The organism is Candidatus Nitrosocosmicus franklandus, from assembly GCF_900696045.1.
Classification (GTDB): domain Archaea; phylum Thermoproteota; class Nitrososphaeria; order Nitrososphaerales; family Nitrososphaeraceae; genus Nitrosocosmicus; species Nitrosocosmicus franklandus_A.
In genome coordinates this window covers 1,396,275-1,411,509 of record NZ_LR216287.1, presented here as the reverse complement: position 1 = coordinate 1,411,509, position 15,235 = coordinate 1,396,275, and the positions used below count along the sequence as shown (strand labels likewise).

The following is a 15,235-nucleotide window of genomic DNA, read 5'->3' as shown; positions in this document are numbered from 1 at the left end:
GTCGACATCGCCTTTTGTCTACTACCTACCGAGTGTATATATGTCTCCTTCTTCACCTAGCAAGAAGACTTGCTCGATTGACCTTCTTGCAGTTGGAAGGACCTCCCTTTGGAATAGCCTATTCGGAGTAGCAGCTGTGGATTTGTATCACTTTTGTCAGATATTAAACCACCAAGTCTTTTTCTTAAATGTGGAACTTCAATAGGTTGATTTAGGTAAGAAGACCATATATTTTCAGTTCTTAAATATAAAAGTATGTTTGATAATGCTAGACCAGTATTCAACCATGAAAGAACATCGTCTGAGTTCGTGCCAAATACCAACAGAATAGGAGAACCAGTAGCTAGTTCTTTGTCCCTATCTGCTTGTCCTTTGCCAAAATCAAATGCTCGCAGTACAAATGGTCCTACTAAAGACGCTATATCACCAAATCCCAATGCATAACCGGGCATTCCATCACCGAGATGACTTCTATTTGGGTGAATCCAAGAAGCTAATTCCATTCTAAACTTTTTGTCAGACATTTGAATACGATCTCCCTCAGCAATTAGTTTAGCAAATTGTTCTTTTCTTTCCTTTTTCTTCTCAATATGAATCCAGACACCTTCATATTCTTGAATGATGGCTTGAAGGCTATAGATAATTCTTTCTGAGATCCAGTTCTCATTATCAAACCCAAATCTGTTGGTTCTTCTCTTGGTAATGGAGTTAAACAGTCTCCTAATTTTATCATCTTTTTTCTTATTTGGCTTTTCATCGATATCTATTACCTTAACTGTAGCTAACAAATTACGGTCATGTTCTTCGTCTGGTAACAAGGAAGTTTTAAATTTATAACCAAAGTATGATATTGCCAATTGCAAATTAAACAAGGCACATCCACAACTGATAGTCAGTTCCCTATCATCGGGATCGACCACGGACAAAGCTCTTGTTCGGTCTGCATACAAATGGATAGCGTTATCATCAGTAGATATTTTAAATTTCCATGGTTGAGAATTATGACTTGATGGAGCCAAAATAGCATATTGATAAAAAATTTTAGTTTATCAAATGCCTTTCCATTATTAGGATACCAACTTTCAGATATCCTCCAGGGTACAAGGCCGTCATATTCTGTGCCCTCTCTAGTCGATAGCGGCATAGTATTCAAATAAATTACAATTAGAAAAGCATTGTGTATAATAGTGTGGCTAGAAGTATTTCTAGTATCCAAAATGCATACTAAATATCGGTAAGTGAGGTATTCATCTCAATTAATGTCTTAAACACGGGTATGTCTTGACCCAAAGACATAATTCCTATTGATTAGTTGCGTCTATTTATTGTAAAATTACAAATCAGGTCACAAATTTAATGAAAACGGGATTTGTTTATGTGTTAGATTGTCGTCAGGAGTGGACTTGCATCGTTATCGACTATATTAATTATGACAATAAAAGACATCTTCTAATAACAAGACGCTTTTAGAAATCCGTCCGTGAACTAGATTGCAAGAACGGTGATGATCTTAACATTTTCTATATTTTGATATGTAGTTATATATTACATTCTTTCAGTATATTCTAATGAAAAAAAGAAATACAAAACCATTCCTTGTATCATCAATAATAGCCATATTGGTATTGTCAGTGTTTGGAATAGGATCCTCCGTTGCAATATCCCAATCTTTTGCTCAGGGAAACGACACCGATTCAAATGACAACGACAATAATAATGGTAATGACAACAATAACGATAGTCTCAGTAATGTAGAATATAGTACTGTACTTTCAGGTGATCAAGAGGTTCCACCTGTAAATACATCAGCAGCTGGAATTGCAGATTTTAGTCTGTCCGACGATGGAGACAGCGTTGATTATACTATTGCTGCTGATGACATAGAAGCAGCAACAGCAGGACACATTCATTTTGGAATTGAAGGCCAGAATGGACCGGTAGTGGCCACTTTGTTTGAATTTGATTCTCCCCAAGATGAAGTTTCAGAAAGTGGAACAATTACTTCAGATGATCTTTCCGGTCCTCTTGAAGGAATGCAAATTTCTGACCTAATAGACGCTTTTAATGATGGAAATACCTATGCTAATATACACACAGAGCAAAATCCTAATGGAGAGATACGCGGACAGATAATTAGCGAGGAATTACAGGAGGATACAGAAGAACAATAATAATCCTATTTTTTTGTATGAACCTGATTTGTAGATGTATTTTTAATATAGCATATATTTTAACTAAAACTTCATTCAAAGTCTGAATATTATTACATTAGCAAGAGGTGTTACTTATAATACATATATCCTGCTGCTATGTTGTTATATCTTTCAAACCAGACGAAGTTTGAGACTCTAACCCTTGTCATAAAAACAGGGAATCTTATTCTTGTCAAGGTCATTAGAAAGGGATGGGATGGGCTTTGTTCACATGTCAGGTAATCATGGGTTTAAACTTTATTGAGTGACAGGAGTGCGACTCGCAGAAAAACTTCATGGCTTAGTTATAATATGAGACCAAGTGTAGTGAAATAAATCTATTAATAAATTAGTTCTATACTGTTGAATTTAGATAACTAGGGAAGTATGGGAAGTCATGTCAGCTACTTGATTGACATTAGGAGATTAAACAACTCAAGAGTATCAGATGGCAGTTGGGTATTCTTAAAGCCGCTATCACCAAGAGATCATACAATTCATTTCATAGGATCAAGTCATACCTTCGAAAATGACTTTTCAAGTGAGGTAGTCTACAAAATTAGAATATCATGATTTATTTCCTAGTCTCTAAATGTTATTACAGCTTCTAGTCATTTGGGTATAGGTTTAAGAACCCAGTTAACTGATTTCAACTAATGAGTTATGTCAAACCAATACCCGAAGGCTACCATGCAGTGACAGCATACTTTGTTGTCGACGGTGCTGAAAAATTAATTGATTTCATGAAACAGGCCTTTGGCGCAAAAGAAACTGAACGGTTTTCAATGTCTGATGGAAGTATTGGACATGCTAAAGTAAGAATTGGTGACTCTGTAATCATGATTGGTGATGCCAGTCAATATGTGTGGAAAGCGATGCCTTCTACTATCTACCTATACGTGGAGGACTGCGATACGATATACAAGAGGGCTCTAGAGGCTGAAGCTACATCTTTGATGGAACCAAAAGACCAATTCTATGGAGATCGTAATTGTGGTGTAAAGGATCCAGTTGGAAATCATTGGTTTATTGCAACCCATAAAGAAGATTTAGCTAAGGATGAACTTGAAAGACGTGCACAAGATTATCTCAAACAACAACAGCAAAGACAATAATTTAAACACTCAATCCCAAGAACGCTGATCAAATCTCAGGTGGTTTAAATTTGAATAGAAAAATTATGTAGTGTATGCTGGATAGTGACTGTTGACCACGTTCCTACCTAGATTGGACACAAAATAGTAATACGTGGTCTTTAAATTTTGTCTGCATCTTCTAGTTGGTTGGTAACTGAATCCGTTTTTTGATTGGTAAAACCCATTTGAATATTCCACATAAGCTCATGTCTAGATAATAGTATTAGTTGTTGTTTGTTTAGAGGGTATAAGCTAAATTTGTTATCCGCTACAGATTTAAAAAGACTACGTCATAACCCATGTTTACAATGGAGGAGATATTTTGGGATTTGTTCACATGTCAGGTAGTTATGGGTTTAGTATGATAATGATTTCAAACACCATTGGTTAAAATAAAATAACCTAAGATACTGGGAATAGGTCAAACACATGCTAAATAATCGTGAAGTCATCTACTAAATTTTAAATTAACTCGATGATTATTTCATGAATTTGTTAAAATACAAGAAATCAGTTATATCTAAATCCTAATCGTGTTTTCATGATATTGAGATCTGGGCAGTGGAAGATCCGTGATGATATAACTATTTTAAATAGGATTCTGTTTTATCCCTTTTATTGTCTGATTTGTACTTTATGTCCTGATTAAAAATTATTACGGTCATCTGTAAGGATTATTTGCAAATATAGTAAAAGGTGGTGGCGGTTTACATACTTGAGAAGATTAAAAAGGGTATTTGAGCAATTAGTTGATTAGAAAGGACTTCTCTGATCTATTAATCCATCTCAGTAACGGAGAAGAATACACGATCAGTTTCTGTAATAGTACGCGATTCTCCTGTGATAGTGAATTTCGCTCTGGATCGTATATCGTCGGAGCTACTACCTGCACTTACCTCTACTGGACCTGGCTCAATGACGAAGTTTCCTGAAAGCCCTGTATATCCAAGCAGGGCTATCGGTATTCTAAATTTGATTTTCTTTGAGCTACTCGGCTCTAGAGTTATCCTACAAAAGCCGACAAGTTGCTGTGCTGGAAGGGTTACGCCAGTGGCCGTGTCAGATATGTAAATTTGCACAACCTCCGAACCGATTTGGTTACCAGTGTTGGTAATAGTAACAGAAAACTTTATCTCACCTCTCGTATCTATTTCACTGTTCTCTACTTCTAGAGGACTGTATTCAAAAGTTGTATAGCTAAGTCCATGGCCAAAAACAAACAAAGGAGTAGAAGGCATATCCACATAGCCCTTATGAACATCATAGGTTGTTCGTCGGTATCCACTACCCACCCTCTGGCTATGATAAATAGGCACTTGACCTACATGACGTGGAAGAGTATAAGGCAACTTTCCTCCAGGATTTATGACACCAAAAAGTGCATCAGCTATAGCAATCCCCTGAAACGGTCCTCCATAATAGGCAGTAAGGACGGCTGGAAGATAATCGATTACAGAAGATAGACCCTGTGGACGGCCCATTGCTACAACTGCTACGGTAGGTTTACCTACGGCAATTACAGCCTTTATCAATTCTACTTGTTGTGACGGAAGATCGATATTGGCCGAATCTTGGCCTTCTCCCTCGGTACGATTCTTACCTGACCATGCGGATTGTCCGCCAACATAGAGTATAACAACATCGGCATCCTCAGCTGCTTTAACTGCTGCTTGAATATCTGTTGGTTCTGATGACGTTACTCCAGCTCCGACGACAGACGTTATCTTGGTTTTCGGTAAAAGCTTTTTGATCGCTTTAGAGAGAGATAATGCCTGATAATTTGATTTGATATACTCCTCTATCTCTATATCTATGATGTCCTGAAACTCTGTTTTCATTGCGGCTTTGGCTTCGGTTGGAAGCCATGTATTACTTGAGTCGGTTCCAGCCATCGAAGTTTCACCCCCAGTAAACATGCTTCGCAACATTTGTAGTGCTGCAGGATAGGTATATGCAGGAAAACCAACCAGTGTGTTATCTGCATGTGGTCCAATCACCGCAATTCTTGCAATGTCACGGCTAAGTGGTAAAAGCCCATTCTCGTTTTTTAATAGAGTTACTGACTCTTGGGCCAGACGGAGTGATAATTCAGCGCCTTCTTTTGCTATGCTAACAATCTTAGCCTCATCTTCAGAGACATATGGGTTGTCAAAGAGACCCAAAGCAAATTTGTCACGCAGTACACGACGGACCGATTCATCAAGTAGGGATTCAGGGACCTTCCCATTTCGCACCGCCTTGGCTAACACTTGTCCGTAACCATGTACGGTTGGAAGTTCTACGTCCATGCCAGCAGATAGAGCGAGCGATCCCACCTCTTCAGCACTTGCAGCTGCCTGCTGTCGGGTTTGTGCCCAACCCACACCAATATAATCAGATACAACAGTACCTGCAAAACCAAGTTGACCGCGTAGCAATTTGGTCAAAATGTCATGTGAAATATGAATCGGTATTCCGTTGAATTCAGCATAAGACGCCATAACCGAACCTAATCCACACAGGCGGATTGCGCTTTCAAATGGGCGAGCGTAAACGTCATGAAGTTCTCGTGCACTTATCGCCGTAGCTGCCATGTTCTGACCTGCTTCTGTAACCGCATATCCAAGAAAGTGCTTTGCGGTTGCTAAGACACCTTCACGAAGGTCGTCTCCCTGCATACCACGCGTAAAGGCTGTGCTCATGGCACTTACCAAATATGGATCTTCTCCATAAGTTTCATGCACTCTTCCCCAGCGGGCGTCTCGTGCTAGGTCCATAACTGGCGACAGGGATTGAAGCATACCTACTGACCGCATTTGGTGCCGCATAATTCTTGCCATTTCTTCAACTGCTTGAGGGTCCCAGGTAGCCGCCAACCCGATAGGGGTAGGAAAGTGCATAAAATAAGGCGAAATTACACCATTTAACGCTTCGTTGTGAAATATTGCTGGAATCTTTAGTCTTGTTTGCGTAACAAGATAGCGTTGTATCGCATTAATCGTTTTAGCTATCTTCTGGGGAGATTTGTGACCAAAAGTTCCTAACCCTGCTATATGTCCTATACCTTGTCCGAGCTGAGCATCAAGCTGGCTTTGTATTGGTCCTTCTGTACCAAGAAGACCCATCGGGTACACACAGGATAGTTGCATCACTTTTTCTTCCACAGTCATCTTGCGCAAGAGCTCATCAGCACGTTGCATAGGAGTAGATAACTCCGATGATGTCTGTGTTTTTTCTTCCTGATGTTCTGTCATAGGATATCCTGCAGTTACTAATTATTAACTATTTATCTACACGATTCTTGATATACATAAGAATATCATCATAACTGATTATGAAACTTAGTTATTTACAATTGGCAACCTGTACAACAAACGATTTTCTTTCTATAAGATCAGTTATTATCACCTTATCAACCCTTATTTTCATATTGTTACTACTTTCTTGTTTATCTATCTGAAAATATGTTAGGAAGTAACAAATGCTTTGTATATAATAGTAACATTATATTCCAATAAACTTTTGAGTGTCGATGATAAAAAGAAGATGGATGTAAAGTACTACTTCTTGAAAGTGCCTCGCAAATACAGAAGACTATATGAAATTGATATTGATAGGCAATTTAATCTAATCATTATTGATTGATAATTTAAAATCCAACATTTAGGATGTGGGAAATATGGATCCCTTCACCATACCATAATTCATTATTATCGTCATAACTGATCATTTAAACCAATCTCACCTACTTGGGCTATTAATTCGAATCAATTCTAGGATTTCTTCGATATATTTTGTCAAGATCTTCTTATTTGATGGCGTCAATTCATCATCATCAAATTTGTTGACTAATGAAATTAATTCATGAATCTTTTTAATTATTTCATTTGCTGGCTTATAATTTTGAACTAGTGAAACTATTTCAGCTATGTATTTTGCCAATTTTAGGCCATTTTCCCAAGAGAGAGATTGCTCATGTACCATATCTTCGATGCCAAAAACCAATTCATGTTTCAAAAGTGAAAACTTTGCATCGACCATTCCTTTATTAATTAAATCTTTGATACTGCTTTGAGTAAAATCAGTTGTTTTTCCAAATATCGTGGAATTATCTACTTTTTCGCCCATTCTATCTATCCTCCACACTTTGCTTAACATGACAAGTCCATTTACAATGTCTTTATATCTAGTAAGACCTCCAAACCGAGTAGATGACGGAGCCATCTCCTCTAACAGGGCCTCAGCATCTTGAACAAATCCTTTGGTTTTAGCAAGATTGATGAATTTTTTACAAAGATTTACATAGTCTGTTACCAGATACACCATTTGTTCATCATGTTTAGTTCTATCATGAAAGATCATATCGGATTCTCTTTCGTCAATTAGATCCTTGTCAGTTGGGATGAATTTCATTATCGATGCATGCAGGTTAACAATATAAACTTCCAAGTCTGGAGCATTTTTGATTTCTGACTTTTCCTTCAACTCTAATTTTTTAAGTCGTTCGTTCCAGTATTTTCGGTGCTCCATTACAAGTTGTCTTAAAGGGGTGTTACTATGATAACCACCATCCCAAAATTCCCTAATTGTTCCAGTGTTCTTATCCTCCAAAGTTGGGTGATTCAAAGAGTACTTTCCCAAAGCGCTGGCCAGAACCTGATCTACGCCTATTCCGTCGTAGAATACTAAATGTCTATTTGTTATTGCGCCGTACTCTGAAAACCACAAATTCTCTTTTCCCTCTTGTAAATCATAATGAAGATCATGAGAATTTGCTTTGGTGTCTAGTGGATCCTGAGGTTTATGTAGTTTTGCATAGCTGTCAAAGATCACCGGGGTAGAAAAATCCTGTACATCTACCGATACAAGCATCAAACGGGGTTGATTTTCTTCAAAACTTGTTTTTATTGGAAAGTCTATAAACTTTGTAAGATAGTTTCTTAGCCTAGTAAAATCATACCTCCACCAGGGCAAAAGATCTGAAAAGGGATTAAGAAACTTTGAACCCCAATGCGGTATGGGAGTATAAAGGTTTGATACACCCATAGGAGTGAACGCAAATTCAAAAACAGACCAAAATTTTCTTGCAAGATCTGCATTTGCTATGTTAGGATTAACAGTATTCCAAAAAGTCCAGAATCTATCAAAAAATGGATTGTGCTTGGCAAAAAACTCTGCAATTGTTGGATCGGATAAGCCCTTCCAAAATTCCAATAGCTTGTCCGCAGAACCTTCCCAGCTGTTGTTATTTTTAAGATAATGACCTACTAACACTGATGCATTGATTGCCCCAATCGAAGTTCCTATCACTATATCAAATTCATTTGTGGTGACGGTAGTGGAATTTTGAGAATGGGGTGAACATTCTTCCTGGATTTTTGCCAAAATTTCTTTGTAAGCTCCTGCTTCATACGCTCCTAATGCTCCGCCCCCTTGAAATACAAGGGCTCTCTGTCTAGGGGGAATTAATGTTGTAAGCATCATTACTACATCCTATGAATAGCTATCGGTATCTCGCCAATACTTATATTTTATTATAATCTATACACACAATCCTTAATAATTTGTCAATTCTAACATTGCTACCAAATAACATACCTGTAGATTGACACGTGCACAGAAAGTTCTACAGCAAAAGTGGATTCAGCAGTGTGTGCAACATATTTGACTTCAAATACCCTTCATTAACTCTTTTTCAAAAACGAGATAATTCAACTAAGTTAAGGCAAATGGAAAGTACCATTAGTTACAATTTGTGATCCAAATAACTAAATGTAGAATAGCTCATATATTCCAGTTTTTCCACGATCCGATATAGTCTTTATCTGAATAACTTACAAAGGACCAATATCTGTCACTTATTTTCTTGCGAAGTATCTTAGTTCTTATTGGTGTAATCTTTCCATTTATGATAAAGTCATAGATTTGTCTCAATAATATTGGCAAGGTAATAATCTTTGTAAATCTAAATAAGTAATAGTTATCTTCTTCATCCTTGTGATTACTTGATTCGAATGGGAGTATCCAGTTTTCATTTATGGAAATAATTTCCACTATTTATCTTACCATATTACCATATGCATACTAATTATTAGGTTTTCCCAATTATAGTAAGAGTAATTAAGCGTCTTAAGAAAGTTAAAGATGATGCTAATGTAGTACACAAAGAATAGAGCAGAATGTTTTGATGATTATTACCTTCCATGTCGAATAAATAACTGCAAGATACACATGTGCGGACTGGGTGATTCTATTTGTTGGTTATCACAACAGAAAGTTGATTTATACTTGGGATAACAATGCCTAGTAGGTTTAATATTATTAACTCGGTAAAATACTTATTCTACCAAAACCCTCTTAATTATTGGTCTTAATTCTTTAAAGTGAAAAGGTTTTTCAATAACAACAGAGATTCCTACATCCTTTATCTCATTATTGTTTGTGTTTTCCTCTGCCAAAAATCCACTGACTAATATGATCTTTACCCTCTTATTATATTGTCGGATCCTTTTAATAAGTTCCAATCCATCAAGACCTGGCGTTCTCAAATCTGCAATAATTAGACAATAACTATTAGGATTCTTAGTAAAGTTATCAAGAGCTAACTGCGAGTCTGTGAAGTAATCTCAATTAAACCCACTGAGCTCTATGGACACACTGAATAGTTCAGCTAGTTCCTTTTCATCATCCCCTACCATAACTGATAGAGGAGTGCACATACATACAATGGTAATAGAAAGTATTTAAGATTATGAATTATTGAGCTTAGAATTCCAACGAAAACGGATTCTTCTATTAACCAAAAGAATTTTTGGTTCGATAAATTGTCATTAGATGAAAGTAATATCTTAATGAATTTTCAGAGATATTATAAAAATTAAATCAAATATTTTCAAGATGAAGATAATTAGATTAACGGAAAGGCTCTTGGTCTACCTTTCCGCCTTCTCTTACTACTCTTTCTCTGGTCTCTTCGTCTGCTGACGCTAAACCTTTGTTACTGTTATTGTTTTTGTTATTTGGTGCCATCGTATGAATCTTGTTATAACATGTTATACAACGAAGATATCTAAATTTGACGTGAATTACTAATTTTAGGACTCTTCATGATATTAGTGCTCAAGACTATGGATAAAATAGCAATAGTTACTAAAATAGGTGATTTCTTATAGTAAATTTCGTTCAAGATACTACTTGTTAAATACTATTTTGCACTGCTCAAGGTATGATGAATAATAGTGAAATAACACAAATACCAAACTCTACATATAATGTCTTATCTGCACTGGGCCGCGAAGCTGATTTTTTGTACTCTACAGTTGATAAATATATACAGGACGCTCAAAGTGATGGAAGACAAAATTTAGTAGATTTATGGAAAGAAATTAAGCAAGATAAACAAAGGCATTTGTCCAAGCTGAGAGAATGCCTCGAACAAGAAGCAAAAGACGAAAAGCTTAGTGGCCAGTAATTATCCCTAGTTATTTTAGTTTAAATTATCCTGTTTGGAGTAATAACAGAAAATTTTGTTATTATTGGAAACACCTGAATATGATTACTAGTGGTTTGAAAAACAGCAGCATCATTAATTTCGTTCTATAGTTGGTAGATTTGTCCAGAAAGATATGATTTTTACACATAAACCGATAAATTCAAAGAATATATAGTAAAATAAATTATTTACAGCATATCCAAACAAAATTTGAAGGAATCAGAGAAAATTTTGAAATTTAATCATATACAGGTCTATATCAATTTCATAAATCAATGAGGTCGCTCACTTTGTCATTTTTCTTTCTACTTTCTGGTTAGATGATTGAAACAACAAAAGATTTTGACTTTTTGAACAGATCATTTACGGTAGATAAATTAACACTACTTGATACCAAAGTTAAGTTCCAGTATTGTCTTTTTCAGCATCATGTTGATTGCTATCACTCTGAGTATCACTTACGTTATAGTTGTTGTCCTCTTCGTCTAAACCTTCTTCTTTGTGGATTTTTTCTACTATCTTGTCTTGTACATTCTCTTCACTTGCATTTTCACCTTCAATACTCATATATTAAATTGCAGAATAAAGTATTTAATGTTAATATCGTTATTTTGGAATCAAAGGCTATAATCTAAATTCTCTATTAAGACCGTGTGAAACATTCCTACCATTATGGGTGAGCTAATGATAGTAAACAGGTATAGGAAAGCAAGACATTATCGTCTGTAGTAAAAGTTAGCTTACAAAATAATTTGCTTTACTATCTTATTTCATTTGATGTTTATTATGATATGATAAGTCTATTTCTTGATTTAGTCATGTTATTATTGGAATGCTCATAAATACGAGTAGAGATAGATGTCATTCTTCTATTCCAGAAAAATGCAAATCTCAAACAAGTTTTTGGGGAGTAAAACTTTGAGACCTGTTGTTTAGTGCACGATAAACTATTAAAGATACGATTAAATAATAATTATCTTATTCTAAAAATGATAATCAGTTGTATATTAAGATAATAATTTGAGACGATACTTTATTTCCATTGAAATTAATGGTTCTATTAGAGAATTCAATAACTTTGGCTACTGAACTTGAGACTAATCCATAATAATAAAATGGTGAGAAATAATATTGTACTACCATACTTTCTTTCGACTAGCCCAGTTGAACTTACAACTTTTGATGCGTTATTATTTGATTTATCTACTATCTTTCCATTAATTCGAAAAGGCTTTATAAGATTAATCGGCCCCGAACTGAGGAGTACATGCCTGAATTTTATCGGGGCCGATGATGGTTTTGTTCCACCAACAATTCATCTTACAGAAGGTAAGTAAATTATCGGTCAACAATGGTGCGGGTAATAATACTATTTTAACATGATATAAGTACATAATAACAATAATTACTTGTTCACTGCCTTGTTATCATTAGTCTTGTTCTCTAAATCACCTAATAGCAAAGACTACTGCTTTTAGACAAGATTCTACACTAGAATAATGTGGATGCTATAAATATTATTTTATACATGAAATTTAGATGAATATACTTCGATTTTCTAAAGTCAATATCTCTATCCTTGCTGTCATTGCTACATTTGCGATAATAACAACAATGGCAGTATCTTCTAGTCTTCAAGGACATGAAGTATATGCTCAACAAAATTCAAGCAATACTAATACTACAATAGGCACCCAAAGTAACGGAACCAACGCTACAGGAAGTACTATTGATACATTCCGTGCTCAAGGTCAAATATCAAGTTTAGCTTCAGATACTCTGGCCGGTAGAGCTAATAATGATTCTGAAAACGCAATCTGGGTACTAGGAGGTGATTGGGAATTCAATGTAGCTGGTGGTAATTTGACAAACTTTGTTGTTGACATTCAGATGACTCAGGTTGATGGAACTGCAGCTCATAAACATACTATTGAAAGATTAGATAACGCTACGGGAATGCCAATGGGGTCTATTGAACCACTAGAGCTGGATTTCATGACAGGAGAGCCTGCTTCGAAAATTGCTTTAGTGAACGGAAATTCCACAATGTTTAGAGGTACTGCCAACCTTACAACAAATGAATCTGTTGAATGGACCGATGTTCCAATACATGCAACATTGCAAAATGGCAATATACTTAACATCAACATAGATCCGTCCAAAACAGAGGACCACTTTAAAGGGCTACCAGTATTTGGCACTGTTCTATCCATAACAGATGAAAATGGCAGGGAATTGGTAAAGAAGTAAATAAGCTCCTCTTATCTTCACCATTTTTTCAATTAATTGTTATTTTATATTCAGTCAGGAGATCAGACTTGTTTTCTTTATTTAATAGTTAGTTTACGTATTGGAATGCAATATATTGTCGAAACAAATCTGAAGTAATTATTAAATTAATTTCGTGTATAATACTTTACGTTTATCACAAAAAATTACTATTTTCTTGGAGCAATGAGTAGTCAAGTCTGTAAAATGAATTGTGATAGAGTTTGATTCAAACTAAAAACGAATAACAAGTACGTCTGATGGGGAATTTGATCTTTACTGCGTTTAGTTTTATAGATATTCAGTACAAATAACGTGTCTTCAAATATACAAAATTGTGAGTATTCTAAGAAGGCGAAAATATATTCCCTATCGTTTGGTATAAAAAGTAATTTTCAGGTTAATTTAATCAAAATTGGTAAACCCTTTACATTTTATTGGAAAGGAAGTTAGGATAGTAAAGATTTCTAACAAGGTACATTCTATTGATGGGATAATATCCTGTTTCTAGGTCGCTATATTACACAGTATTTAAAACAGAATAATATCAACGACTAGGCTCTTATAGATACATGTTATATAGAGGAGCTACCCAAACTAAAATCTTATTTGGAGTAACGGCTTTAGCATGAGGATATAAAGCACATCATATTAACTCAGCGTATGGTGATCATGTCCAAGGTGTCCATGAAGTAAAGAAACTAACTGAATTAAAAAACGGTGAGAATAACGGAGCAAAAATTTATTCACATGGGATGAATGCCCATTAATTATTATAGAGTCAGCCTTATTGCGAACCACTTGTCATTAACGTCTACAGATAACTTTTCAGGAAATTCGGGATTATTGAAAAAGAAGTGTTAAAGAGATAAGAGATTGGATATGAATGTTATCGATGTAGATCAAAAAGGGAAAGACGACGGTTCAAAAAAAGGTTTCAAAATAATGATACGCCGGGATATACACCAGGTCATAAATCTCTCTTTATTTGGAAGAAGAAAAAACCTTATTTGGTGCTGATTTATTTTGAAATTTTGCTTTTGAAGATAGACTAGTAGTAATACCACCACCATCTTTTACATTATATAAGTATACTACAATGATATCCTCACGTAGAATATGCATCTTAAATTTTGACAAATTATTGTTGGAACATCGAGAAGAACCGATCCTAGAAGATGAACAAAAGAAAGTAGAAAAGGGGTTAACAGAATATCACTTCAAACTCTAAATAGTATATATTTACCAATAACCTAATTTTTACCGATTCTAGATCGGATATAGTTATATCTATTATCTTTCTGACCGGTATTATGAAAAATATAGCTCCTTTCTTTTAATGTCGCATTCTCTTTTAGGGAGTTTATTAATAGACAACAATGTAACTGAACGATTATCTGTGCTAATCTCCAATTTTTCATATCTTGTACATAATGCATGAAAATCGACTTGTTTGTGTTAATCTTTTGTTTGGTGAAATTAGAAATATCGTGATTTACTGTGAATAATCATTGCAACAATAACTTGGTAAAAAAAGACAGAATGAAAGGGAGTAGGATGTATTTACAGTAACATACTACTCCTCGATCATCGGTAATCAAGATGAGTTGAATCTTGATATTGCCTTGTATCTGAATGGAGCAGTTTGCGGTAAATGATCAGGTAGAACATTCTATTTATACCCCAATCGTTTTGAAAAGGTATGTATATTGAGATATTGATTAAAGTTGAGCTTTGTTGAGTATCCACAGACGATTATTTCCAAAATTAGTTTATTTTATAAAAAATACATAAAGAAATAATGGTCGTAGGGATGAAAGTTAAGAATTTAGCTAACCAATATTTTCAGTAGACTTCATGCATCTGAGACGGAGATTCATTCTTACCATTAAAATTATTTAATGTTTTTGCACCTGCTATACAAATACATTGTTAATAATATTTACTGTATTAGTATATTTGAATGGGCTTCCAAAAACAGAGGTAGCTATCAAACAAAAATAACAAAAAGGTTTGTAAAATTATTCTTCTTTTTGTATTTCATTGTTTTTGTCATTCAGACCAGATGAAAAAACCATCTTTTTGTGAGATGCAATATTTTCCACTTAATTCTAGAAATAATTCGATTATTGTGTTGTAGTTGTAACTTGATCAATGAACAGAATGTC

At 35.1% G+C, this 15,235-nt stretch carries 10 protein-coding genes and 1 pseudogene; 5 read left to right on the top strand and 6 right to left on the bottom strand.

All coding sequences use genetic code 11. The features are described from left to right. Positions 1–56: 56 nt before the first annotated feature. The gene (locus NFRAN_RS06630) at positions 57–1,019 is read right to left on the bottom strand and encodes an Acg family FMN-binding oxidoreductase (protein WP_145988046.1); all 963 of its coding nucleotides are present in this window, start codon (positions 1,017–1,019) and stop codon (positions 57–59) included. A 549-nt stretch (positions 1,020–1,568) separates the two neighbouring features. Between NFRAN_RS06630 and NFRAN_RS06620 the strand changes: the two genes are divergently transcribed. Then, the gene (locus NFRAN_RS06620) at positions 1,569–2,171 is read left to right on the top strand and encodes a CHRD domain-containing protein (protein ID WP_134484016.1); all 603 of its coding nucleotides are present in this window, start codon (positions 1,569–1,571) and stop codon (positions 2,169–2,171) included. A gap of 677 nt (positions 2,172–2,848) precedes the next feature. After that, the gene (locus NFRAN_RS06615; protein WP_134484015.1) at positions 2,849–3,307 is read left to right on the top strand and encodes a VOC family protein; all 459 of its coding nucleotides are present in this window, start codon (positions 2,849–2,851) and stop codon (positions 3,305–3,307) included. 797 nt (positions 3,308–4,104) lie between these two features. On the opposite strand, the gene NFRAN_RS06610 is transcribed toward NFRAN_RS06615, so the two are convergent. The 4 genes and pseudogenes from NFRAN_RS06610 to NFRAN_RS13415 all read right to left on the bottom strand — a co-directional run. Next, positions 4,105–6,477, bottom strand: coding sequence for a glycoside hydrolase family 3 protein (locus NFRAN_RS06610; protein WP_269472338.1), 2,373 nt, complete (start codon positions 6,475–6,477; stop codon positions 4,105–4,107). Positions 6,478–7,048: 571 nt separating this feature from the next. Beyond that, on the bottom strand, positions 7,049–8,791 hold the full coding sequence (locus tag NFRAN_RS06605; RefSeq protein ID WP_134484011.1) for a patatin-like phospholipase family protein: 1,743 nt from the start codon (positions 8,789–8,791) through the stop codon (positions 7,049–7,051). Positions 8,792–9,091: 300 nt separating this feature from the next. Beyond that, positions 9,092–9,361 carry a hypothetical protein gene (locus tag NFRAN_RS06600; protein WP_134484000.1) on the bottom strand — a complete coding sequence of 90 codons (270 nt, stop codon included), beginning with the start codon at positions 9,359–9,361 and terminating at the stop codon, positions 9,092–9,094. A 284-nt stretch (positions 9,362–9,645) separates the two neighbouring features. Then, positions 9,646–9,912: pseudogene (locus NFRAN_RS13415) on the bottom strand (response regulator); the annotation flags it as partial. A gap of 620 nt (positions 9,913–10,532) precedes the next feature. On the opposite strand from NFRAN_RS13415, the gene NFRAN_RS06590 reads away from it, so the two are divergent. Beyond that, positions 10,533–10,778, top strand: coding sequence for a hypothetical protein (locus NFRAN_RS06590; protein WP_134483996.1), 246 nt, complete (start codon positions 10,533–10,535; stop codon positions 10,776–10,778). A 420-nt stretch (positions 10,779–11,198) separates the two neighbouring features. Here the strand turns inward: NFRAN_RS06590 and NFRAN_RS13755 are convergent, their stop codons facing one another. After that, complete coding sequence (locus tag NFRAN_RS13755) at positions 11,199–11,366, bottom strand: hypothetical protein (RefSeq protein WP_172602185.1); 168 nt, start codon at positions 11,364–11,366, stop codon at positions 11,199–11,201. A 548-nt stretch (positions 11,367–11,914) separates the two neighbouring features. On the opposite strand from NFRAN_RS13755, the gene NFRAN_RS06585 reads away from it, so the two are divergent. Together NFRAN_RS06585 and NFRAN_RS06580 are read left to right on the top strand one after the other, a co-directional pair. After that, a complete protein-coding gene (locus tag NFRAN_RS06585; RefSeq protein WP_172602184.1) occupies positions 11,915–12,136 on the top strand; it encodes a hypothetical protein in 222 nt (73 codons plus the stop codon). Between the two features lie 202 nt (positions 12,137–12,338). Further along, positions 12,339–13,049 (top strand): hypothetical protein, encoded by a 711-nt coding sequence (locus NFRAN_RS06580; RefSeq protein ID WP_134483991.1) that lies wholly within the window; start codon positions 12,339–12,341, stop codon positions 13,047–13,049. Positions 13,050–15,235 lie beyond the last annotated feature (2,186 nt).

What these genes read in the sequence shown, in the direction of transcription:
- NFRAN_RS06620 (WP_134484016.1), top strand. Translation starts at nt 1,569, where the DNA reads ATGAAAAAAAGAAATACAAAACCATTCCTTGTATCATCAATAATAGCC.
- NFRAN_RS06615 (WP_134484015.1), top strand. Translation starts at nt 2,849, where the DNA reads ATGAGTTATGTCAAACCAATACCCGAAGGCTACCATGCAGTGACAGCA.
- NFRAN_RS06610 (WP_269472338.1), bottom strand. Translation starts at nt 6,477, where the DNA reads ATGACTGTGGAAGAAAAAGTGATGCAACTATCCTGTGTGTACCCGATG.
- NFRAN_RS06605 (WP_134484011.1), bottom strand. Translation starts at nt 8,791, where the DNA reads ATGATGCTTACAACATTAATTCCCCCTAGACAGAGAGCCCTTGTATTT.
- NFRAN_RS06590 (WP_134483996.1), top strand. Translation starts at nt 10,533, where the DNA reads ATGATGAATAATAGTGAAATAACACAAATACCAAACTCTACATATAAT.
- NFRAN_RS13755 (WP_172602185.1), bottom strand. Translation starts at nt 11,366, where the DNA reads ATGAGTATTGAAGGTGAAAATGCAAGTGAAGAGAATGTACAAGACAAG.
- NFRAN_RS06585 (WP_172602184.1), top strand. Translation starts at nt 11,915, where the DNA reads ATGGTGAGAAATAATATTGTACTACCATACTTTCTTTCGACTAGCCCA.
- NFRAN_RS06580 (WP_134483991.1), top strand. Translation starts at nt 12,339, where the DNA reads ATGAATATACTTCGATTTTCTAAAGTCAATATCTCTATCCTTGCTGTC.